The organism is Nocardioides sp. (genome assembly GCF_035576065.1).
GTDB lineage: Bacteria > Actinomycetota > Actinomycetes > Propionibacteriales > Nocardioidaceae > Nocardioides.
Genome location: NZ_DATLWX010000008.1, coordinates 49,924 through 70,129, shown reverse-complemented (window position 1 = coordinate 70,129; position 20,206 = coordinate 49,924). Strand labels below are relative to the sequence as shown.

General features: G+C 69.8%; 22 protein-coding genes. 7 read left to right on the top strand and 15 right to left on the bottom strand.

Annotated elements, in window-relative coordinates:
• Nucleotides 1-10: 10 nt before the first annotated feature.
• From VNJ48_RS03905 to VNJ48_RS03890, 4 genes are all read right to left on the bottom strand, one after another.
• Nucleotides 11-1,027, bottom strand: coding sequence for an ABC transporter ATP-binding protein (locus VNJ48_RS03905; RefSeq protein WP_325599307.1), 1,017 nt, complete (start codon nt 1,025-1,027; stop codon nt 11-13).
• Nucleotides 1,024-1,833: an ABC transporter permease gene (locus VNJ48_RS03900; protein WP_325599305.1), complete on the bottom strand. Its 810-nt coding sequence runs from the start codon at nt 1,831-1,833 to the stop codon at nt 1,024-1,026. The genes VNJ48_RS03905 and VNJ48_RS03900 overlap by 4 nt, the downstream gene beginning before the upstream one ends.
• A gap of 19 nt (nt 1,834-1,852) precedes the next feature.
• Nucleotides 1,853-2,632 carry a molybdate ABC transporter substrate-binding protein gene (modA, locus tag VNJ48_RS03895; protein ID WP_325599303.1) on the bottom strand — a complete coding sequence of 260 codons (780 nt, stop codon included), beginning with the start codon at nt 2,630-2,632 and terminating at the stop codon, nt 1,853-1,855.
• Nucleotides 2,633-2,700: 68 nt separating this feature from the next.
• On the bottom strand, nt 2,701-3,090 hold the full coding sequence (locus VNJ48_RS03890) for a TOBE domain-containing protein (RefSeq protein ID WP_325599301.1): 390 nt from the start codon (nt 3,088-3,090) through the stop codon (nt 2,701-2,703).
• Between the two features lie 58 nt (nt 3,091-3,148).
• Between VNJ48_RS03890 and VNJ48_RS03885 the strand changes: the two genes are divergently transcribed.
• Together VNJ48_RS03885 and VNJ48_RS03880 are read left to right on the top strand one after the other, a co-directional pair.
• A complete protein-coding gene (locus VNJ48_RS03885) occupies nt 3,149-3,685 on the top strand; it encodes a DUF4245 family protein (RefSeq protein WP_325599299.1) in 537 nt (178 codons plus the stop codon).
• A 30-nt stretch (nt 3,686-3,715) separates the two neighbouring features.
• Nucleotides 3,716-4,285, top strand: a complete 570-nt coding sequence (locus VNJ48_RS03880; RefSeq protein WP_325599297.1) for an AAA family ATPase — start codon at nt 3,716-3,718, stop codon at nt 4,283-4,285.
• A gap of 31 nt (nt 4,286-4,316) precedes the next feature.
• Here the strand turns inward: VNJ48_RS03880 and VNJ48_RS03875 are convergent, their stop codons facing one another.
• From VNJ48_RS03875 to xseA, 4 genes are all read right to left on the bottom strand, one after another.
• Nucleotides 4,317-4,517 carry a DUF4177 domain-containing protein gene (locus tag VNJ48_RS03875; RefSeq protein WP_325599295.1) on the bottom strand — a complete coding sequence of 67 codons (201 nt, stop codon included), beginning with the start codon at nt 4,515-4,517 and terminating at the stop codon, nt 4,317-4,319.
• A gap of 143 nt (nt 4,518-4,660) precedes the next feature.
• Complete coding sequence (locus VNJ48_RS03870) at nt 4,661-6,484, bottom strand: DUF222 domain-containing protein (RefSeq protein WP_325599293.1); 1,824 nt, start codon at nt 6,482-6,484, stop codon at nt 4,661-4,663.
• Between the two features lie 185 nt (nt 6,485-6,669).
• Complete coding sequence (locus VNJ48_RS03865; protein ID WP_325599291.1) at nt 6,670-6,873, bottom strand: exodeoxyribonuclease VII small subunit; 204 nt, start codon at nt 6,871-6,873, stop codon at nt 6,670-6,672.
• The gene (xseA, locus tag VNJ48_RS03860; RefSeq protein WP_325599289.1) at nt 6,866-8,164 is read right to left on the bottom strand and encodes an exodeoxyribonuclease VII large subunit; all 1,299 of its coding nucleotides are present in this window, start codon (nt 8,162-8,164) and stop codon (nt 6,866-6,868) included. Before xseA ends, VNJ48_RS03865 begins: the two co-directional genes overlap by 8 nt.
• A gap of 65 nt (nt 8,165-8,229) precedes the next feature.
• Between xseA and VNJ48_RS03855 the strand changes: the two genes are divergently transcribed.
• Nucleotides 8,230-9,228 (top strand): 4-hydroxy-3-methylbut-2-enyl diphosphate reductase, encoded by a 999-nt coding sequence (locus tag VNJ48_RS03855; protein WP_325599287.1) that lies wholly within the window; start codon nt 8,230-8,232, stop codon nt 9,226-9,228.
• A gap of 8 nt (nt 9,229-9,236) precedes the next feature.
• Complete coding sequence (locus tag VNJ48_RS03850; RefSeq protein ID WP_325599285.1) at nt 9,237-9,860, top strand: L-threonylcarbamoyladenylate synthase; 624 nt, start codon at nt 9,237-9,239, stop codon at nt 9,858-9,860.
• Nucleotides 9,861-9,900: 40 nt separating this feature from the next.
• Here VNJ48_RS03850 and VNJ48_RS03845 read toward each other — a convergent pair whose 3' ends face one another.
• The 7 genes from VNJ48_RS03845 to VNJ48_RS03815 form a co-directional block, all read right to left on the bottom strand.
• The gene (locus VNJ48_RS03845; protein WP_325599283.1) at nt 9,901-10,314 is read right to left on the bottom strand and encodes a DUF6542 domain-containing protein; all 414 of its coding nucleotides are present in this window, start codon (nt 10,312-10,314) and stop codon (nt 9,901-9,903) included.
• 76 nt (nt 10,315-10,390) lie between these two features.
• Complete coding sequence (locus VNJ48_RS03840) at nt 10,391-11,602, bottom strand: DNA recombination protein RmuC (protein WP_325599281.1); 1,212 nt, start codon at nt 11,600-11,602, stop codon at nt 10,391-10,393.
• 71 nt (nt 11,603-11,673) lie between these two features.
• On the bottom strand, nt 11,674-13,188 hold the full coding sequence (locus tag VNJ48_RS03835; RefSeq protein WP_325599279.1) for a GAF domain-containing sensor histidine kinase: 1,515 nt from the start codon (nt 13,186-13,188) through the stop codon (nt 11,674-11,676).
• A gap of 94 nt (nt 13,189-13,282) precedes the next feature.
• Nucleotides 13,283-13,594 carry a hypothetical protein gene (locus tag VNJ48_RS03830; protein WP_325599277.1) on the bottom strand — a complete coding sequence of 104 codons (312 nt, stop codon included), beginning with the start codon at nt 13,592-13,594 and terminating at the stop codon, nt 13,283-13,285.
• Nucleotides 13,595-13,743: 149 nt separating this feature from the next.
• Nucleotides 13,744-14,529 (bottom strand): exodeoxyribonuclease III, encoded by a 786-nt coding sequence (locus VNJ48_RS03825; RefSeq protein WP_325599275.1) that lies wholly within the window; start codon nt 14,527-14,529, stop codon nt 13,744-13,746.
• A gap of 9 nt (nt 14,530-14,538) precedes the next feature.
• Nucleotides 14,539-16,110 (bottom strand): PH domain-containing protein, encoded by a 1,572-nt coding sequence (locus VNJ48_RS03820; protein ID WP_325599273.1) that lies wholly within the window; start codon nt 16,108-16,110, stop codon nt 14,539-14,541.
• On the bottom strand, nt 16,107-16,628 hold the full coding sequence (locus tag VNJ48_RS03815) for a PH domain-containing protein (protein WP_325599271.1): 522 nt from the start codon (nt 16,626-16,628) through the stop codon (nt 16,107-16,109). The genes VNJ48_RS03820 and VNJ48_RS03815 overlap by 4 nt, the downstream gene beginning before the upstream one ends.
• Nucleotides 16,629-16,697: 69 nt before the next feature.
• Here VNJ48_RS03815 and ychF point away from each other — a divergent pair, with 69 nt between their 5' ends.
• The 3 genes from ychF to VNJ48_RS03800 all read left to right on the top strand — a co-directional run bounded on the left by ychF (nt 16,698) and on the right by VNJ48_RS03800 (nt 20,019).
• Nucleotides 16,698-17,774 (top strand): redox-regulated ATPase YchF, encoded by a 1,077-nt coding sequence (ychF, locus tag VNJ48_RS03810; RefSeq protein WP_325599269.1) that lies wholly within the window; start codon nt 16,698-16,700, stop codon nt 17,772-17,774.
• Nucleotides 17,775-17,900: 126 nt separating this feature from the next.
• Nucleotides 17,901-18,392, top strand: coding sequence for an RNA polymerase sigma factor (locus tag VNJ48_RS03805; RefSeq protein WP_325599267.1), 492 nt, complete (start codon nt 17,901-17,903; stop codon nt 18,390-18,392).
• The gene (locus tag VNJ48_RS03800) at nt 18,382-20,019 is read left to right on the top strand and encodes a hypothetical protein (RefSeq protein WP_325599265.1); all 1,638 of its coding nucleotides are present in this window, start codon (nt 18,382-18,384) and stop codon (nt 20,017-20,019) included. Before VNJ48_RS03805 ends, VNJ48_RS03800 begins: the two co-directional genes overlap by 11 nt.
• Nucleotides 20,020-20,206 lie beyond the last annotated feature (187 nt).

Here is a 20,206-nt window from a genome sequence, read left to right as displayed (position 1 = left end):
GGGGCGCATGCTAGCGGTCGGGGGTTGCCGTGCTGTAGCGGCTCACGGCGGTGGCCTTGACCGAGAGCCAGACCTCGCGGCCCGGCGCGAGGCCGAGCTCGGCGGTGGCCTGCGGCGTCACATCGGCCAGCAGCGGCGGATCGGTGTCGATCAAGAGGCGTACGGCGTCGCCGTGCTGCTGGGCGCTTGCGACCGGACCGTGCCACTGGAGTCGAGCCGAACCCGCCGGTCTGGCCAGGCTGACGGTGACATCGCGGGGCGAGAACGTCGTGAACTCCTCCCCGTCCTCCGTCCGGTCACGGAGCAGGTTCACTCCCACCAGGCGCGCAACGTGGTCGGTGGCCGGCCGGGCGGCCACCTCGTGAGGCGAGCCGCGCTGGGCGACGCGGCCCTGGTCGAGCACCAGCACCTGGTCGGCCAGGGTGAGCGCGTCGATCGCTTCGTGGGTGATCAGGATGGCGATCCCGTCGTACGTCGCCAGATGGTTGGCCAGCTCGATCCTCAAGGCCATGGCCACGGTGATGTCCAGACCTGCGAACGGCTCGTCGAGCAGCAGCAGTCGCGGCTGCGTGGCCAGCGCCCGGGCGATGGCCACGCGCTGCGCCTGTCCGCCCGACAGCTCGCGTGGGCGGCGATGTCCGAGGTCCCCCACGCCGAAGGTGTCCAGCAGCCCCTGCGCCCGGGCGTCGGCCTCCCGCCGCGGGCAGCCTCGGGAACGAGGACCGAAGGCGACGTTGTCGAGGGCACTCAGGTGTGGGAAGAGAAGCTGACCCTGGAAAACCATGCCGACGTCGCGGTCCCTCGCCGAGAGCTGGAGGAGGTCCGTGCCGTCGAGGACCGCAGTCCCCTCGGCTTGCACGAGCCCTGCCAGGGCGCGCACGAGCGAGGACTTCCCGGCCCCGTTGGGGCCGATGACTGCGACGACGGATCCGGCGGTGGCGTCGAGCTCGACCGTGACCCGCCCTGGCACCGTGAGGGCCACCTGCAGGCCGTCTGCCTGCGGCCCCGAGGGCGACGTGCGTCTCACGGCGTGCCCAGCCAGCGGTCGCGCAGGAGCAGCAGCACCGCGACGGAGACGACGAGCATCACGAAGCTCAGCGCGAGCGCCGCGTCCTGGTCGCTCTGGCGCGTGACGTAGATCAGTGTGGGCATGGTCTGCGTGGTCCCGGGATAGTTGCCGTTGAAGGTGATGGTGGCGCCGAACTCTCCGAGTGACCTGGCCCAGCCGAGCACCATGCCGGCCATGATCCCGGGCAGCGCGAGCGGGATCGTGATCCGTCGGAACGTGGTCCATCGAGTGGCGCCGAGCGTGGCCGCGGCGGCGTCGTACTCCGGATCGGCCGAGCGGAGCGAGCCCTCGATCGCCAGCACCACGAACGGCATCGAGACGAAGACATGGGCAAGCACCACGCCCCAGGCTGTGAACGGGAAGGCGAAACCGGTGGCGGCCAACAACGGCTCACCCAGCAGGCCGGTGCGACCGAAGGCCGTCCGCAGGGCGACCCCGGCCACGACGGGTGGAAGCACCATCGGCACGGTCACGAGCACTCGCACGAAGGTGCGGCCGCGGAACTCCACCCGCGCCAGCAGCCAGGCGGTCGGCAGCCCCAGCACCAGGCAGACCAGCATGGCGGCGGTCGAGGTGGTCAGGCTCAACCACAGGGCACTGCGCAGCGGCGCAGAGTTGAGCTGACCGGGCAGCGCGCGCCAGTCGATGGCCGCGAGCAGCGCGACGAGCGGCACGACCAGCACGAAGACGGCCAGGGCGGCCGGCGCGAGGAGCAGGAGCGGTGGCCGACCCAGCGGATCGGCTCGTCTGCCCTGCCCCCTCACGCGCGGCTCATCGAGCGACTCACGGCTTCCCGAAACCGGCCCGTTCGAGGATCGCCAGGCCCTCGTCCGAGGCGACGAACTCGACCCATTCCCCGGCGAGCTCGGCGTCGGCAGACTGCTCGAGCACGGTCGTGTAGTAGGAGGTCAGCGCGGACTCGGCCCCCGGAATCTCCACGGCGACCACGGCGTCCTCGGCTGCTACGGCGTCGGTGGCATAGACGAGACCGGCGTCGGCCTCGCCCGAGACGACCTTGTCGAGGGTCGCGCGGACGTCCTCCTCGAGACTGGCCGGCTCGGCGGTGATGTCATTGTCGGCGAGCACCGCCGCAGCGACCTTGCCGCACGGCGCTTCGTTGGTGCACCGCACCCAGGTGCTGCCCTCGAGGTCGTCGAGCGACTCGATGCCCGCAGGGTTGTCGGCAGGGGTGACGATCGTCAGGACGTTGGTGGCGAAAGAAGAGATGTCGCCTGTGACGCCTGCGTCCTCGGCGAGCTGCATCGAGGTCTCGTCAGCGGTGGTCAGCACGTCACCTGGCGCGCCGTCGGCCACCTGCTCGGCCAGATCCGTGCTCGATCCGAACGAGAAGGTCACGGTGGTGCCGTCGTGCGAGGCCTCGAACTCCGTCGCCAGCTCCTCGAAGGCGTCGGTCAGCGATGAGGCTGCCAGCACGGTGAGCTCGCTCGTCTCGCTGCCCGCGCCGCCGGCACTGTCGTTGCCACACGCGGCGAGCGGGCAGGCGAGGAGGAGGGCAGTGAGGGCCAGGGGGGCGCGACGGACCGACGGTCGATGAGTCGTCATGTGAGAAGTGTGCCGCATGTGCGGTTGATTTGCGTGAAACCACACGCAGATGCGGTATATCGCGTCCTTCAGGTCGTCTCGATCACGACGTTGGTCGACTTCACCGACGCGACGGCCCGCACGCCCGGCGCCAGGCCGAGCTCGTCGGCCGCGTCGGCGCTCATCAGCGACACCATCCGACTCCGGCCGCAGACCATCTCGACCTGGGCCATCACGGTGTCCTTCCGGACCCGGGTGACGATCCCGGGCAGTCGGTTGCGGGCGCTGACCGAGCTGGCCCTGCTGCGCTGGCGGTCGGGTTCGTCGACCAGCGACTCGGCCAGCACCGCCAGGTCTGCGCCGACGATGACGGCCGGGTTGCCGGCTGCCGGCAACCGGCCGGCGTCCACCCATCGGCGTACGGTGTCGTCGCTCACGCCGAGGATCTCGGCCGCCTCGGCCACGCGGTAGGTCGTCACACCGCCATTGTGGCCCCCATCGGCGGAGGGACCTGTGAGGGCCTGTGAGAATGGTCGGGTGAGTGAGAAGCCCGGCCGCTACCAGCGCTCGACCAGTGGTCTGATCGGAGCGATGGTGGTGACGCTGCTGGCGGTCGGCCTCTTCTGGACCGTGCGTTCCCTGAGCCGTACCGAGGTCGAGGTCGAACGCGAACCGGTCGACTTCGCCGCCTCAGCCGAGGCCGCGCGCGGTGCAGGCTTCGACGTCGTGGCGCCCGCGACGCTGCCGGAGGGGTGGATGGCCACGGCGATCGACCTCACCCAGACCGACCCACCGGAGTGGGGCATGGGCGTGCTGACGGCGGAGGGGAAGTTCGTCGGCCTCCGCCAGGAGGACCGGCCCGTCGACGACCTCGTCGAGGCCAATGTCGACGAGGACGCCGTCGAGGGCGAGCCGCTCTCCCTCGACAGCGCCGTGGGGGACACCTGGCAGACCTGGATCGACGAGGGTGGCGACACCGGATATTCGATCGAGTACGCCGACCAGACGGTGCTCGTCTACGGCTCCGCCCCGCCCGAGGACCTTCAGCAGTTCATCACGCTGCTCGAGCGCTGAGGCTCGACGGTCGTCGGTCACACTGTCGCGGTGCCATCGAACATCGACGCAAGACCTCCTTGGGAGTCCCCGGTCCACGGCGTGCTGGTCGTCCTGGCGGGCCGCCCGGGCACCGGCAAGACCACCGTCGGCAGGTTGCTGGCCGGTCGGCTCCGGGCCGCCTACCTGCGCACGGACGTGATTGCTGGTCCGATGCTGAGCAGTGGCGTCACCGATGACAACGCCAGGGCAGGACGCGTGGCGTACGACATCGCGCGCGACGTCGCGATCGAGAACCTGCGTCTGGGGGTGCCCGTGCTGGTGGACGGTGTGCATGCGACCCGTGAGCGGCGAGCGATCTGGCGCGATGTCTCCGAGAGCACCGGTGCCCGCCTCGTCCAGCTCGAGATGATCCTCTCGGACGCGGTCGAGCATCGGCTCCGGGTCGAGAGGCGTCAGACCGACGGGTACATCGGCCCGAGCTGGGAACAGATCATCGCGATGGAGTACGACGCGTGGAGCGAGACCGCCGACGGGCTGCGACTGGTGGTGGACACCGCGGACACGGACGTCGCCCTTGCCGCGTGCCTCGACCACGTCAAGGGTTCAGCTCCGGCGTGATGAAACCCCCGGTCGTATCAGCCGGGAAGGTTCAGCTGGACCGCTCGAAGGTGACGAGCAGTCCCTCGACGCCACCCGGGCCGACTCGGCCCTTGACCTCGGCAGCTGTGATGGACTTCAGCTTCCACCCTTCGCGTCCGTGCTCGTTGAGGAGCTCCTCCAGCTTCTCGCCCGACATCTTGCCGCCGATCATCTTCTCGCGGACCTCGACGACCTTGTATTCGTATGGCATGCCTCGACGGTAGTCCTGCACGACTCGCAGGACCACCCCCCATCATCGGTGCGGCATTGCCGAAGCCGCACTCCTGGGCCGGACGCGTCACGAGAGGAGGGCTCCCACGAGCGCGTCACTCATCTTCCGGCTCTTCAACGAGGTCACCAACCACGTGTCCGGTCCCCGTCGGAAGCGGAGCATCCGCACGGTGCTGTCTTGGGCCAAGACCACTTGGACCACCTGCCCACCGACGTGTCGTCGGCCCAGAACGCGGAGCTCACCGGGTTCGCCGGCGGGGGGGCGGTGCTGAAGTCGGAACGACGTACGCCGTCAGCGACTCCCCGCGCCATACTGCGTCGAAGCCCGTATTGATCTCGTGCTCGTAGCCCGGCACCAGGACCAACCGCTGAGCATCCGCCTTCGTCAGGGCCGCTCGGGCACGCTCGCTCACCTCTGCGTTGGCGGGAGGCAAGGCCGAGTCGTCGTCGGCCGGCACCGTCGTGGCGGTTGACGTCGGGGACGGCATGGTCGTGCTCTGTGTGCCCTGCGCGGCGTCGGCGGAGTTGCGGGAGTCGGTGGTACTGCACGAGAGCATCGTCAGAGCGAGAGCGACGAGGCCAGGTGCCAGCACGCGCCGCGTGCTCGATGCCAGGTCCATGCGACGCAGCGTGCCGCGCATCTGTTGTCTGCGCCAGTCTCGGAGCAGTTGCCGGCAGGCGCTGGGCGACCCTCGGCCTAGGTCCGGCGGTGGAAGCGGTAGTCGCCGTTGAGGAGTCGGTTGGTGAGGTAGCGGGTGTCGTGGGCTCGGTGGTGGTGGTGGGTGCAGAGGAGTGCGGCGTTGATGAGGTCGGTGGTGCCGCCGTGGGACCAGGGGTGGGGTGGTGGGTTTCGCACCAGGCGGCGGGGACGGTGCACCCATCGGCTTGGCAGTGGGTGTGGATGAGGCGGATCGCTTTGCGTTGGGCGCCGGAGTGGAGGCGTCGGGTGCGGCCGAGGTCGAGGACTTCAGACTTCCCGCCGAGGACGGCGGGCAGGATCTTCGCCTGGCACGCGAGGCGGCGTGCTTGTCCTGTGGTGATGGTGTCGCCGGTCTCCAGCGTCGCGACGCCGGCGGCCTCGAGGTCGGTGGTGAGCTGGTCGAGGTCGAGGTGGACGGTGATGGTGGTCGCGGTGCCGCCGTGGGCGGGGAGCACGTGAGCGGGCAGTACTTCGAGGAGGTCGGTCAGGGCCAGGCCGAGGAGACGCGGGGTCGGGATGCGGTGGCCGTCGGCCTCGGTGGCTGTCCGGCGGGGTGAGGCGAAGGCTTCGAGGTAGGTCCGGAGCCGGGTGGCGGTGGCGTCGGGGAGGCGGCCGGTGATCCGGGTGGTGCCGTCGCCGAGGGGGGTGAGGGTCAGGCGGGTGTGGTCGGCAGCGAGGTGTTCTTCGCGTTCGAGGGTTTTGCGTTCGGCCTCTTCGGCGATCTCGGGGGCTATGACGTCGAGGACCTTGCGGGCCAGGCGACGTAGTGGGGTGGGGGCCCAGTCGTCGGCGAGGTCGATGAGGTGCAGCTCAGCGCGTTCGCGGACCTCAGCGGTGATCGTGTCGTCGGTGAGGTCGTCGAGGGCGTGAGTGATGACGTGGGCCTGGTCGAGGTTGACCCGGCCGGCCGACACTGCGGCACCGAGGTGGGGGTAGTCCCGGTCCAGTGACGACGCGAGGTGTTCCAGCGCAGTGGCGGGGCGGTGGTCGTGACGGGTCGTTGCGGCGTACCACGCACCCGCGCTGCGTGCGCCGGTCTCGTCGGCGACGTCACCGGAGGCGGCCAGCAACGAGAGCAGCAGACCTTGGGTGCGGGTGACGATCGTGGACAGTTCACGCAGGGCGGTGGCCTTGTCCCCTACGGGGACGAAGGTGGGGTTGAACCCGATCGCCTTGTCGAGGTCAGCGGAGACGGCCACGACGGCGTCCAGCAGCGGGTGCTGGTGCTGGTCGCGGGTGATTGTCATGCCGAAATGCTACGGACATTTCAGAACACGCGTTCGAGCAATCCACAGGGGCCAGCTGAGACGACTCCACCGCAGGGCTGTGGACCGAAAGTGGCCCGGAACTCGACGCCGTCAGAAGGAAAGCTGTTCCAGCGGCTGAGGGCCACGGCCATCTCGCAGCGGGCATCGTCGAGTGAGCCGGCGCCTCACTCGGACGCGTCGTCGGACCTCGCCGCGTCGAGTCGCGCGCGGGCGCCGTCGAGCCACTGCTGGCACGTCGTGGCGAGCTTCTCCCCGCGCTCCCACAGCGCCAACGACTCCTCGAGCCCTGTGCCGCCTGCCTCGAGGGTGCGCACGACCTCGATGAGCTCCTCGCGGGCCGCCTCGTAGGACGGGTTGTCGTCACTCATCGCTGTCTCCTTCTTGAGCGCTGCTCGTGTCGGTGCTGACCTTTTCGGTGCTGACCTTCTCGGTGCTGACCTTTTCGGTGCCGGTCGTCGTGGCGGCGATGCGGCCGTCAGCGACGCGGATGCTGAGCCGCTGCTTGGCCAAAACCTCGTCGACGCTGGTCACGACGTGGCCGTCTGCGTCCTGCACCACGGCATATCCGCGCTGCAGTGTCGCGAGCGGCGAGAGGGACTGTGCCCGCGCGCGTTGGTGCCCGATGTCGTCGGCCGCGCGGTCGAGACGGTGGGTGAGGTGGCGGCGGGCCCGCTCACGCAGCTCGGTCACCTCGTCGGAGCGGACGTCCAGGATGGTGCGGGGGTCGCGCATCACGGGTCGGCCGCGGAGGTCGTCGAGCCCACGCTGCTCCCGCTCGACGAGCTGGCCGACAACCTGGCGCAACCGGTCGCGCGCCCAGATGACCCCGCGCAGCTCCTCGGCCATGTCGGGCACGACCAGCTTGGCCGCATCGGTCGGCGTCGAGGCGCGGACGTCGGCGACCAGGTCGAGCAGCGGCGAGTCCGGCTCGTGCCCGATGGCCGACACCACCGGGGTGCGCGCCCGGTGGACCGCCCTGATCAACGCCTCGTCGGAGAATGGCAACAGGTCTTCGACCGAACCGCCCCCACGCGCGATCACGATCACGTCGACGTCCGGGTGTCGATCCAGCCTGTCCAGCGCCTCCATCACCTCCGCGGCGCAGCGGGTGCCCTGCATGGCTGCGTATGCCACCTCGAACTCCACAGCGGCCCAGCGCCGCCGCGCGTTGTCGAGCACGTCGCGCTCCGCGGCGCTGTTGGGAGCGGTGACCAGGCCCACGCGACCGGGAAGGAAGGGCAGGTCGCGCTTGAGCTCGGGTGCGAAGAGTCCCTCGGCGGCCAAGAGCTGGCGCCGACGCTCGATCCGGGCGAGGAGCTCGCCGAGGCCGACCATGCGGATCTCCCGGGCGTGCAGGGAGAAGGTGCCGCGATTGGCGTAGTAGGAAGGTCGCGCGTGAACGATCACGCTCGCGCCCTCGACCAACGGCGGGTTGAGCGAGTCGAACAACGTGCGCGGGCACGTCAGCGGCACGGAGATGTCGGCATGCGTGTCGCGCATGGTCATGAAGACGGTGTTGATCCCCGGGCGCCGGCTGATCTGGGCGAGCTGACCCTCCACCCAGACGCCGCCCAGCCGGTCGATCCACTGGCTGACTGCGTTGGCCACGGCGCGGACGGGCGCAGGGGACTCCGGGGTCGCGTCGCGGAGGGAGGGCACGCAGGCGAGAGTAGGGGACGGCGCCGACATCGCCGATCAGCCGCCTGCCTTCTAGACTCGTGCCCATGACGACCGACCTGGGCCTGCCGCCCGTCCTCGACCCGGCCGCCGCGCGTGAAGTGCTGCTCGCAGCGCCCCGCGGCTACTGCGCCGGCGTCGACCGAGCCGTCATCACGGTGGAGAAGGCGCTCGACCTCTACGGCTCGCCGGTCTACGTCCGCAAGCAGATCGTCCACAACAAGCACGTGGTGGCCGACCTCGAGGCTCGCGGCGCCATCTTCGTGGAGGAGCTCGACGAGGTCCCGGTCGGACAGACCGTCGTGTTCTCCGCCCACGGCGTCTCGCCCGCGGTCCATACCGAAGCGGCCGAGCGAGGTCTGAAGACCATCGACGCCACCTGCCCGTTGGTCACCAAGGTGCACCACGAGGCCAGGCGCTTCGCCAGCGACGACTACGACATCCTCCTCATCGGTCATGAGGGCCACGAAGAGGTCGAGGGCACCGCCGGGGAGGCGCCGGAACACATCCAGCTCGTCCAGAGCCCGGCCGACGTGCCCGGCATCGTGGTGCGTGACCCCGCCAAGGTCGCCTGGCTCTCGCAGACCACCCTGTCGGTCGACGAGACCCTGGAGACGGTGGCGGCGATCCGGGAGAAGTTCCCCCTGCTGCTGGACCCGCCGAGCGACGACATCTGCTACGCCACCCAGAACCGCCAGCTCGCGGTGAAGGAGATCTCGCCCAGCGCCGACCTCGTCATCGTCGTCGGCTCGCGCAACTCCTCCAACTCGGTCCGGCTCGTCGAGGTTGCCCTCGAGGCCGGCGCCAAGGCCTCCTATCTCGTCGACGATCACACCGAGATCGACGAGGCCTGGCTCGACGGCGTCTCCAACGTGTCAGTGACGTCCGGCGCCTCCGTGCCCGAGAACCTCGTCGACGGCGTCCTGGCCTTCCTCACCGAGCGCGGCTACCCAGCGGCGCGCGCCGTGCACTCCGCGGAAGAGTCCCTCATCTTTGCGCTGCCCCCTGAGCTGCGCCGCGACATGCGCGCTGCCCAGAACGGCTGAACGTCCCGATGGCGCGCTATCTCGACATCCACCCTGAGAACCCGCAGCCCCGACTGATCGCCCAAGTCGTGGACGCGCTGCGGAGCGATGCCCTGATCGCCTACCCGACCGACTCGGGGTACGCCCTGGGGGCCCAGCTCGGCAACCGCGACGGGCGCGACCGGATCCTGGCGATCCGCGGGCTCGACGAGCGTCATCACTTCACGTTGATGTGCAAGGACTTTGCCCAGCTCGGACAGTTCGTCCACGTCGACAATGCCGCGTTCCGGGCGATCAAGGCGGTCACCCCGGGTCCCTACACGTTCATCCTGCCGGCGACAGGGGAGGTGCCGAAGCGGCTCATGCACCCGAAGAAGCGCACGGTGGGCGTCCGGATCCCCGACCACACGCTCGTCTCAGCGATCCTCGAAGAGCTCGGCGAGCCGATCCTCACCAGCACGTTGATCCTCCCCGGTGAGGAGGAGGCGCGCACGATGGGCTGGGAGATCAAGGAGGAGCTCGACCATGTCGTCGAGATCGTGATCGAGGCGGGGGAGACGCCCTCGCTTCCGACGTCGGTCATCGACTGGTCCGGCGCCGATCCCGAGGTCGTACGCCGCGGCGCGGGCGACGTCGAGCGCTTCGAAGTCTGATCCCGCGTCCGCGATGGGATCGGACTCAGGCGGACCCGTGTCAGACGCGGGCAGCGTCTTGGCGGCGGCTGCGTTGCCGCAGGGCCAGCGTGCCCAGGCACAGCGCATAGCCGGCCACCAGGGCACCGCTGTGGTGCGCCAGTCCGGAGACGACGGCCTGCACGATCCCGTCGCCCTTGTCGGCGATCGTCTCCGGCGCGACCGCCCCCAGCAGGGTCAAGACGGCCAGCATCATCAACGGAGGCAGCACCCCGACGGTGAAGAAGTCGTGCGGCTTGACGACCAGCGCGAGTCCGAGGCAGAGCACGATGAAGCACAGGTCGAAGAAGAAGCTCAGCTCACCGACGAGCGTCACGTTGACGGCCACGATCGTCAGGGCGACGGCGATCCCCAGCGCGACGGCCTGCCGGCCTGGCTCGAGACCCTCGGTCCACACGGATCCGGTCTGACTCACGGGCACCAACGTAGGACCGGTGACTGGTGGCTCATCGGCGCCGCGCCGCTGGGAGGCAGGGGGTCGTGCCCCCGCTTCATGCATGGCGGATCCTCGGTCCGTCGGGCTCCGGTGCGCTGTTGAACAGCATGGCGTCGGCGGCACCCGGTCTCGCCACCTCACCCAGCGCCTCGAAGTCGTCCACCTCGAAGTCATCAGGCGCGAGGTCATCAGCGTCAAGGATGCCTGCCCGCGCGTCGTCTGCCTCGAACTCCGGGGCACTCAACCGACGTGGAGCCTCCTCGACCTGTCGCGGAGCCGGCAGGTCGTCGGCGGTGACCCCGAGGTCGGAGAATCGTCGCGCGGTCACGAGGACCCGACCCTCCAGCGAGCCGACGCCTGCGTTGTATGCCGCAACGGCCGCCCCCAGCGCCCGGCCGACCCTGTCCAGGTGGCCGCCCAGGGAGCCGAGCCGCTGGTGGAGCTCGGCGCCGAGTCGGCGTACTTCGCCTGCCTGGGCAGCAAGCGTCTCGTGGGACCACCCGTGGGCGACCGTCCGCAGCAGCGCGATCAGGGTCGTCGGCGTGGCGAGGATGACGTGCTTGGTGGCGGCGTAGTCGAGGAGGTCGGACTGGGTGTCCAGCGCCGCGGAGAGGAACGCCTCGGCCGGGATGAACATCACCACGAACTCGGGGGTCTCGTCGAGAGCCCGCCAGTAGGCCTTGCTGCCGAGCTGGTCGACGTGGGTGCGGAGCTGGCGGACGTGCCGTTGCAGATGAGCCTCGCGCTCGTCGTCGTCCTCGCTGCTGGCGGCGTCGAGGAAGGCGTCGAGGGAGACCTTGGCGTCAACGACCACGGACTTCCCGCCGGCGAGATGGACGACCAGGTCGGGGCGGAGCACCCCGTCGGCGAGCTGCGCCTGCTCGGTGAAGTCACATCGTGCGACCAGCCCAGCCAGCTCCACCGAGCGCCGCAGGTGCAGCTCTCCCCACCGCCCGCGGACCTGGGGCTTGCGCAGGGCGGAGGCGAGGGAGGACGTCTCGCGACGCAGCGACTCCGTGGTGAGGCGCATGTCGGCCACCTGTTGGCTGAACTGTCCCTGCCACGTCGCGCGCTGGTGGTCGAGGTCGCGGAGCTGGTCCTGAAGCCGGTCGAGGCCCTCCCGCACCACGGCCTGCTCCTGCCCCCGCTCCTCCAGAGCTGCCAGGACGCCGTCGGCGCGGGGCCGCGCGCGAGCGCCGAACCAGCCCAGCCCGAAGCCGAGCGCCACCCCCACCGCCAGCAGGACCAGGGTCGTCAGGATCTCCATGTCCGCACTGTGACAGGAGCCACCGACAACGACGCCGGGGACGCGCTGGGCTCGAGGCGCCGCGGTCCGGGTTACGAGTTGCGGGGAAAGGTGAGGGTGACGACCGTTCCCGCGCCGGGTTGGCTCTCGAGATGCACCGAGCCGTGATGTGCTTCCACAATCTCGCGGACCACTGTCAGTCCGATGCCGATCCCTTGGACCGCCTGGCGACGGGACTCGTCGGACCGCCAGAAACTGTCGAAGGCCTGATCAACCTCGTCGTTGGCCATCCCGACACCGTTGTCGGACACGACGACCTGCACGTAGTCCTCGAGACCTCGGACAGTGACGTCAACCGCGCCACCGGCGGCGGTGTACTTCACTGCGTTGGACATGACGTGCTCGATGGCCCGACTGGCCTTGTCAAGGTCGACCAAGGCCCAGGCAGACTGTCCGCTGTCCACCGAGAGCACGATGCGCCCTTGCTCCACCCGTCGGCCAAACGTCGACGCGACCTCAGTGACGAGGGCCGACAGATCGGTCGATTGCAGCCTGAGGTGGCGTCGTCGATCTGCGGTGTCCAGCAGTTCGATGACCCTGTCTCGCAGGTCGAGCGCCGACTGCTCGATCCTCGCCAGCAGGCGCGGAACCTGTTGGTCGGCCTCCTCGAGCTCGTCGGAGAGCAGCTCGATGTTTCCCAGCAGTGTGGTCAGGGGTGTTCGCAGCTCGTGCGAGAGAGTCGCGATGAAGTCGTCCTTCACCTGCAGTGATCGAGCGAGGTCGGTCACGTCGTGGGCTGCGATCACCGTGCCCCACCTCGAGCCGTCCGAACGGTGGACCTGCTGGGCGGATGCCACCATGGCTCGCTGGTTGCCCGGCGGCCCGATCCATTCCACCTCGTGGTCCGAGAGCTCTCCACGCAGAGCGCGGGGGATCACCTGCTCCTGCGCAGGGACCGGGGTCTGGTTGTCCGAGCATCGGACGTGCTGGCCCGCATAGGGCGGGTGGTCGAGCCGGAAGCCAGCCGCCCGCGCGGCCTGCTCTGCAAGCGGGTTGGCGAGCACGAGCCGCTCGGTCGTGTCGTAGAACGCCATGGCGACCTTTGAGGTGGCCAGGATCGTGCGGGCGAGGTGCTCGGTGTCGAGGGCCACTTGGTGCGTCTGCTGCAACTCGGACGAACAGGCCATCGCGAGGTCCTCGAGCAGGCTGAGCTCTTCGTCCGTCCATTGCCGAGGCACTGTGTCCACGGCGCACAGCGAGCCGATGACGAGACCGGTGGCGTCGACGAGCGGCCATCCCGCGTACGCAACGACCTGGATCTCCGAACCCTCCAGTCTCACTGCCAACCGAGGGACGAGACGCGCGTCGGGGACGATCAGCGGTTGTCGGTCCTCGACGACGAACTGGCACAGGGAATGCGACAGGGGCGTCTCGCGGGCACTCAGATAGGGCTCTTGCAGCCCGACCACACCCGGCAGCACCTGTCGATGTGTCTCGATGATCGAGACCATGGCGGTGGGTGCGTCCAGCAGGCGTCGCGTCAGGCGTGCGTAGTGGTCGAACGACCTGCCCTCGGCCGGACCGCACACCTCGTAGCGAACACTCACGTGCCTGCTCCCATCTCCGGTCCTGCCACGGAGACTAGCCCGGTTTCAGGAGGACGTCGCTCACGATCGGGTACGCCGATGTGCACCCGCCACCTCAGGCGAGGTCGACGATCACCGGCGCGTGGTCGGACGGCGAACCGGTGCCTTGCGCGGGGTCCCGCTCGTCGCGATCGATGAACGCGCCGGTCACCCGGGCAGCGAGGGCAGGAGTGGCGACGACGAAGTCGATCTTGAGCCCCCGGTCCCGCTCGAAGCGCAGCCGGTAGTAGTCCCAGTACGTGTAGCCGTCTGAGTCGGTTGAGTGAAAATCGAGCGCGAGGCATCCCCGCGACGGCATACGGTGGGAGGCGTGGAACAACCCGAACGCACCAGCGCCGAACGGCGAGGGCAGCGAGGGCCGCGGCATCGATGCCCTGAGTGCGGCGGTGCCGGTTCAATGCCTGGACTCATCAAGACAACCGGCATGGGTAAGGGCATGGGGAGCAAATTCGGCCCCTGCCCGACCTGTGACGGGCTGGGGTATGTCGGCACCGACGACGAATGAGGGCCGGCAGTTCAGTCACTCAGGTCGACGATGACGGGAGCATGGTCTGACGGCGCGCCAGTGAACGGCCCATCGGGGTCCCGTTCTTCCGTGTCGATGAACGCGCCTGAGACGCGCTGCGCGAGCGTGGGAGAGGCCAGCATGAAGTCAATCTTCAAGCCCCGGTTCCTTTGGTATCTGTTCCGGTAGTAGTCCCAGTAGGTGTAGCCCGGCGCGTGCTCCCGCGTGACCTCGACGTACCCGTCGTCGAGAAATCCACCGAAGGCCGCGCGCTCCGGCGGCGTGACGTGGGTGGACTTGGCGAACTGCTTGGCGTCGAAGACGTCGTCGTCCGTGGGGCAGACGTTCCAGTCGCCGACCAGGGCAGTCGGGGTGTCGAGCCAACCGCTGGCGGTGGCCCGGAGCTTGGCCAGCCAGTCGAGCTTGTAGACGTAGTGCGGGTCGTCGGGCTTGCGTCCGTTGGGCACGTAGAGGGACCAGAGACGTATGCCGCCGACGGTCGCGCCGATGGCACGCGCCTCGGCGACCGACGGGTCGCCATACTCAGGCATGCCGTCGAAGCCAACGGTGACGTCTTCCAGACCGACGCGTGAGATCAGGGCGACGCCGTTCCACTGGTTGGAGCCCGCGACGGCGACCTCGTAGCCGCGCGCCTCGAGGCCCATCAACGGCAGCTGGTCGGCACGCGCCTTGGTCTCCTGCAGGGCCAGGACGTCGATCTCGTGGCGGTCGAGCAGCGCCTCGACGCGGTCGATGCGGGAGCGGAGGGAGTTGACGTTCCAGGTCGCGATGCGCACCGTCTCACCCTAGGAGGGCGTGCCAGCGGCGCTCGTACCGGTCGACAGCCAGTGACTCAGGACGCCGGGCGTGCAGCGGTCCGCCAGGCGGATGGCGGCAGACAACGGGATGTCCCGTGCCACCACCTTTTCCGCGCCGGCGGCCGTGGTGGCGACGAGCGTGGCGAGCTGGAGCCGTCGCTGGAACCAGGACTGGTGCAGCACCCAGCCGATGATGCCGTCGTGCTCCAGCACCGTGCGCACGCGCGCGACCTCGCCGCTTCCGATGACGAGGTGCTCGCCGGTGGTGCCGTGCCCGAGATGGCGGTACGACGCCTCGGCCACCACCGCGGACAGCGGGAGCCCGACCGCGGCAACGACGAGGGGAACCCACCAGGGCAGATCGATCCAGATCATGGCGAGCAACGTGGCGGCGAGCACGAAGCAGGTGAAGAGGAGATTCTGCGTCCAGGAGCGCCGACGCGCTGCCGGGCCGTGTCGCGTCAGCTGCACGCCCATCGCCGTACTGCTCCCCAGGATGTCCGCCCCCACCGAGCGGGCCACTGCCTGCGGGCACGGCGGTAGCACGGCCGTCACCCCGCCGGAGCCCACGCCGGTGGCCAGGGTGGACAGCTCCGCCCCGCCGACCAGCCGCAGCAGCACGGGCTCCTTCATCTCGACCCCGCGGACGCGTTGTTCCTCCACGCTGATCGACCGGGTGGTGAAGAGGCCGGCGGTGAGGTGGAGCGCCCCGGCCTCCCGGGTCAGCCGCATGTTCCACCACTGCACGACGTAGCCGCTCACCGCGATCATCACCCAGCTCGTCAGCCCGCCGATGATCAGTCCGGCGATGACGACCGCAAGAGCGAACTGCTGCACCCACGTCCAGGCAGACTCCGCCACGTCCGCCACGGGCAGCTCGTCACCGAACTGCGAGAGGGCACCGACGGCAGCGGCCAGGACGACCAGGCGGGCGAGGCTGAACGGCGCGAACCGCAGCCAGGACCAGTCGATCTCGGCCAGCACGCGGGGCGGCTCGACGGCCGGGCCGACAGCCTGCTCGAGGGGCGTCTCGCTGACAGGGTCGGTCGACGCCTCGGCCCCTGTCGCCACTGGCGCCACCGGCGTCGCGGACGCCGCGGACGCAGCCACTGCCGCCGCGCGCCGGGCGAGCAGGAACGCGCGGAGACCATCGGCGTCGGCGCGGGAGACCGAGTCAAGGGTGATGCGGTCGTCGTCGACGCCGGTGCCGATCTGCACCTTGGACAGGCCGACGAGGCGGTGCAGCAGGGACGCCTCGAGGTCCACGCTGCGGACCCGGTCGAGCGGAGCGGTCTTCATCTTCTTGTTGAGCACACCGGTGCGGATCTGGAACTGGGTGTCGGTGGTCCGGTAGAAGGTCGTGAGCCAGGGGAGCACGCCGAACACGACGGCGCCCGCAGCCACGAACGGCAGGGCCCACCACGGCATACCGCGGTCGCCCTGGCTGATGCCCACGAAGGTCACCACCGCCGGGAAGGCGAACTGGCCCAGCACCTTGACCGGGTCGATGAGCAGGTTGCGCGGCGAGAGCCGGAGCCACGGGGTGTCCGCAGCGCTCACGTGGCGTCACCCTCGCTGGCGCTCGTGATCTCGGTCAGCTCGGCCACCAGCCGTCGCGCGTCGTCGCGGTCGAGACAGGCAATGGTGATCGGACCGGCCGCCGACGCGGTGGTGACGGTGAGCGAGGAGAGGCGGAACAGCCGCATCAGGGCGCCCTGGGTGGAGTCCACCGTCTGCACGCGACTCAGGGGGGCGACCCGGCTGTCGATGCTCAGCCACCCGGCGCGGGTGTGGATCGCGGTGGGGGTGACCTCCCACCGGTGGATCCGGAAGCGCAGCTGCGGCATGAACATCACGTGGGCCAGCGGCGCGACGAGGAGGACCACCAGGACCGGCAGGGCCCACCACGGGCGCTCCCCGTCGAAGATCGCAGGCAGGGCGAAGACGTAGAAGGCAATCGCGATGGCCCACTCGACCACCGCCCCGATCAGTGCGTTGACGCGCCAGTAGGTCACGGCCCGTGGTGACACCTGGTGGAGCGGGTCGCGCAGCAGTACGGCGTCGGGTGCCTCGGTCATGCCGCGAGCCTAGAGGGGACGCCAGCGACGAATCGCGGAGGCGTCCGTGCCGCCGTAGACTCCCCGCCCGTGGCTCTCACCATCGGCATCGTCGGTCTCCCCAACGCGGGCAAGTCCACCCTCTTCAACGCCCTGACCAAGAACGACGTGCTCGCGGCGAACTACCCCTTCGCCACCATCGAGCCCAACGTCGGCGTCGTCGGGGTCCCCGACGACCGGCTCCCGAAGCTCGCGGAGGTGCACGGCTCGGCCAAGCAGCTGCCCGCGACCGTCGAGTTCGTCGACATCGCCGGCATCGTGCGCGGCGCCTCGGAGGGCGAGGGCCTGGGCAACAAGTTCCTCTCGCACATCCGTGAGTCCGCGGCGATCTGCCAGGTCACCCGCGTCTTCCGCGACGAGGACGTCACCCACGTCGACGGCGAGGTCAATCCGGCCTCCGACATCGGCACGATCGCGACCGAGCTGATCCTGGCCGACATCCAGACGGTCGAGAAGGCGATCCCGCGACTGGAAAAGGAGGTCCGGGGCGACAAGTCCAAGGCCGCCGTCCTCGACGCCGCGCGTACGGCGCTCACCGCACTCGAGGGCGGGACGCCGGTCATCGACACCGCGATCGACCGCGACCTGCTGCGCGAGCTGTCGCTGCTCACCGCCAAGCCCTTCATCTTCGTCTTCAACTGTGACGCCGACGAGCTCTCCGACGAGGCGCTGCTCGACAAGATGCGCGCCCTCGTTGCGCCCGCCGAGGCGATCTTCCTCGACGCCAAGTTCGAGTCCGAGCTCGTCGAGCTCGACGACGACGCGGAGGCCCGCGAGATGCTGGCCGACATGGGCATCGAGGAGTCCGGCCTGGACAAGCTCGCCCGGGTCGGCTTCGACACCCTCGGCCTCCAGACCTACCTGACCGCCGGCCCCAAGGAGACGCGGGCCTGGACGATCAAGAAGGGTGCCACCGCGCCCGAGGCTGCAGGTGTGATCCACACCGACTTCCAGAAGGGCTTCATCAAGGCCGAGATCATCTCCTTCGACGACCTGATGGACGCCGGCACCATGCAGAAGGCCAAGGAGGCCGGCAAGGTGCGCATCGAGGGCAAGGACTACGTCATGGTCGACGGCGACGTGGTGGAGTTCCGCTTCAACGTGTGAGCGTCTCGATCTCGGTGTCGCATCCTGGAGGTCGACTCGAAAGAACCTGCGCGTCGCGTGGACGCGGCGACCCGGTTGCGTCTGTATAAGGGCATGGACTCCATCCGGCGGGCACGAGGGGCGCCCATGAGCGTGCCCGATGAGAGGGAGTTCTCCGACTTCTTCCGCCGCGAGTTCGAGCGCGTGGTGCGCACCGTCTACTTGGTGCTGCACGACCAGCAGTCTGCCGAGGACGTGGCGCAGGACGCGTTCGGGCAGCTCTACACGAACTGGACGACGGTCGGCGGGTACGACAACCCGCAGGCGTGGGTACGACGTGTCGCGATCCGGATGGCGGTCCGGACGGCCCGCCGGGAGAGCACTCGCCGGGCCCTGACCCGTGGCGCGCTGCCTGGCTGGGCGAAGCCGGAGCGCGACCTGGACCTGGCAGTCGCCTTGCGCACCCTCCCGGCGCAGCAGCGGGCCGCAGTGGCGCTGCACTACTACGAGGACCGGCCGGCAGACGAGGTCGGCACCCTCCTGGGCTGCTCCGCCTCGACGGTGCGCACCCATCTGGCGCGGGCCCGCACGCGGCTCGCCGAGCTCCTGGCGGACGAAGAGGTGGACCATGCTGAGTGAGGACCGTGTTCGCGCAGGGGTACGGCGGATCGCGAACGGCGTCGAGGTGGACACAGACGCCCACCTGGCGGCAGTCCTCGCGAAGGGGCGGGGTCGCGGCGACGCGGCGAATGCGCGCCTGCCCGCTCGGCGCCGTCGGCCCCTGCTGGTGCCGCTGGGGGCCGCCCTGACGGTGGCCGGAGTAGTAGCGGGTGGCACCGCCCTGTCCGGGATGCTGGGCGGCACCGGCTCTGACGCGGACCGCGCGCCCCTCGTTGTCGTCCTCCCCGGCACCCCGGACGGCACCGTGCCGTCAGTTTTCGCACACACTCGGGAGTCGGCCGCCGCGCTCCTCCGTGACCGGGGTCTGGAGGTCCGCTACGGCAAGCAGATCAGCTGCGACCCGGCGGGCCGGCCTACCGGGACGGCCCCCGCCACCGGGACTCGCGTGCAGCGGGGAGACGTGGTCACGGTGCTGCTTTCGTACCAAGCCGCGAACACCGACTGCGCGTCCGACCTCCTGGAACCCTGGCGGTTCGTCGACTTCGCCACCAGCCGCGGGCCAGCCCCGCAGTTCGCCGAGGAGGTGGATCTGTACGTCGACGGAGTGCGGACCGAGACGCTGTCCGGGACCGAAGCCGCCGAGGGCGACTGGGGAGCGACCTCGGCGCTGAGTATCCTCGCCGATGGCAGCGAGCGGGTGGTCCGCAGCGAGCAGGAGGTCGGCGACGCCTACTTGATGCCCCAGCTCCAGGTCAACGAGGGCACGCCGCCCGACAGCTGGTGCGGGGTCGCGCGGCCCCGAGCGGTAGCCGCGCGTGAGGCGCTCACCCTGACGCTGGACTTCGCGGACGTGCCTCTGGAACCCCGTTGCCCCGCCCGAGTGGCCCTGTATGAGACCGGTGGCGCGATCGACACCGTGGTTGCGTGGTCCGAAGCCGCCCGCGGGAGCGACCTCGAACCCATCCCGGACGTGGTCGGACTGCCCCTGGTGGAAGCGCGGGATGTGGTCACCGCCGCCGGCTATCCCGCCCGGGTCGAGGAGTCCGAGACGTGTCACCCGCGCCGCGGAGTGGTGGAGCAGGCGCCGACCCAGCGAGCCGTCGTAGAAGACAGCGTGGACGACCCGGGGTGGTACGGGCCGGTGACCCTCGTCGTGGAGGTCCCGCACACGACGCGTGACTGCGCCGGGCTCGACGCAGCCGTCAGCGGATTCCTCCGGTTCGCCCGCGGCGGACCACCACCCGAATGGACACCCGAGGTGCAGCAGCTGTTCGGCTACGCCCCGTGGGACACCGTGACCGCTGACACGGCCGACGACCGGGCCGCCTGGTCCTTCTGCTCGGGAGTCGCGCCGGAGAGCTGCGAGGTGTCGCCGTTGGTCGTCGCCGGCCGCGAGGAGGACGTCGAGAGCGGCGAGTTCGTCGACTATTCGCGCTTCCCGGGTGACGAGGTCTGTGAGCTCATCGACCTCGGCGGTCTCCCCACCAGCGGACTGCCCGGGAGAGACCGGGAGGTGGTGCTCTACCCCGCGGAGATCGCCACCTGCGACGACGACTGGTCGGTGACGTTGTGGATCGACGACAGCGGGCGGATCGTCGCCGTCAACCTCCTCGTGCCCCGGGGCTCCGTGCCGGCAGTTGAGTAGTCCCCGGGCTCCGCTAATGCCGCAGCAGATGGAGCGTTCCATCGGAGGCTCGCATGACGCAGATCGGTCGCAGGGTGACGCGCCGCCGACGAGCACATGTCCAGCACGGGCGCGTGTGCGAAGGCTGCGTGAACACTGGCTGATTTGGCCCGCGCGGGTGCACCGGAACGACCTGCGCGCACCCATG

What these genes read in the sequence shown, in the direction of transcription:
- modA (WP_325599303.1), bottom strand. Translation starts at nt 2,632, where the DNA reads ATGACGACTCATCGACCGTCGGTCCGTCGCGCCCCCCTGGCCCTCACT.
- VNJ48_RS03875 (WP_325599295.1), bottom strand. Translation starts at nt 4,517, where the DNA reads ATGCCATACGAATACAAGGTCGTCGAGGTCCGCGAGAAGATGATCGGC.
- VNJ48_RS03870 (WP_325599293.1), bottom strand. Translation starts at nt 6,484, where the DNA reads ATGACAATCACCCGCGACCAGCACCAGCACCCGCTGCTGGACGCCGTC.
- VNJ48_RS03865 (WP_325599291.1), bottom strand. Translation starts at nt 6,873, where the DNA reads ATGAGTGACGACAACCCGTCCTACGAGGCGGCCCGCGAGGAGCTCATC.
- VNJ48_RS03855 (WP_325599287.1), top strand. Translation starts at nt 8,230, where the DNA reads ATGACGACCGACCTGGGCCTGCCGCCCGTCCTCGACCCGGCCGCCGCG.
- VNJ48_RS03850 (WP_325599285.1), top strand. Translation starts at nt 9,237, where the DNA reads ATGGCGCGCTATCTCGACATCCACCCTGAGAACCCGCAGCCCCGACTG.
- VNJ48_RS03840 (WP_325599281.1), bottom strand. Translation starts at nt 11,602, where the DNA reads ATGGAGATCCTGACGACCCTGGTCCTGCTGGCGGTGGGGGTGGCGCTC.
- VNJ48_RS03830 (WP_325599277.1), bottom strand. Translation starts at nt 13,594, where the DNA reads ATGCCGCGGCCCTCGCTGCCCTCGCCGTTCGGCGCTGGTGCGTTCGGG.
- VNJ48_RS03815 (WP_325599271.1), bottom strand. Translation starts at nt 16,628, where the DNA reads ATGACCGAGGCACCCGACGCCGTACTGCTGCGCGACCCGCTCCACCAG.
- VNJ48_RS03805 (WP_325599267.1), top strand. Translation starts at nt 17,901, where the DNA reads ATGAGCGTGCCCGATGAGAGGGAGTTCTCCGACTTCTTCCGCCGCGAG.
- VNJ48_RS03800 (WP_325599265.1), top strand. Translation starts at nt 18,382, where the DNA reads ATGCTGAGTGAGGACCGTGTTCGCGCAGGGGTACGGCGGATCGCGAAC.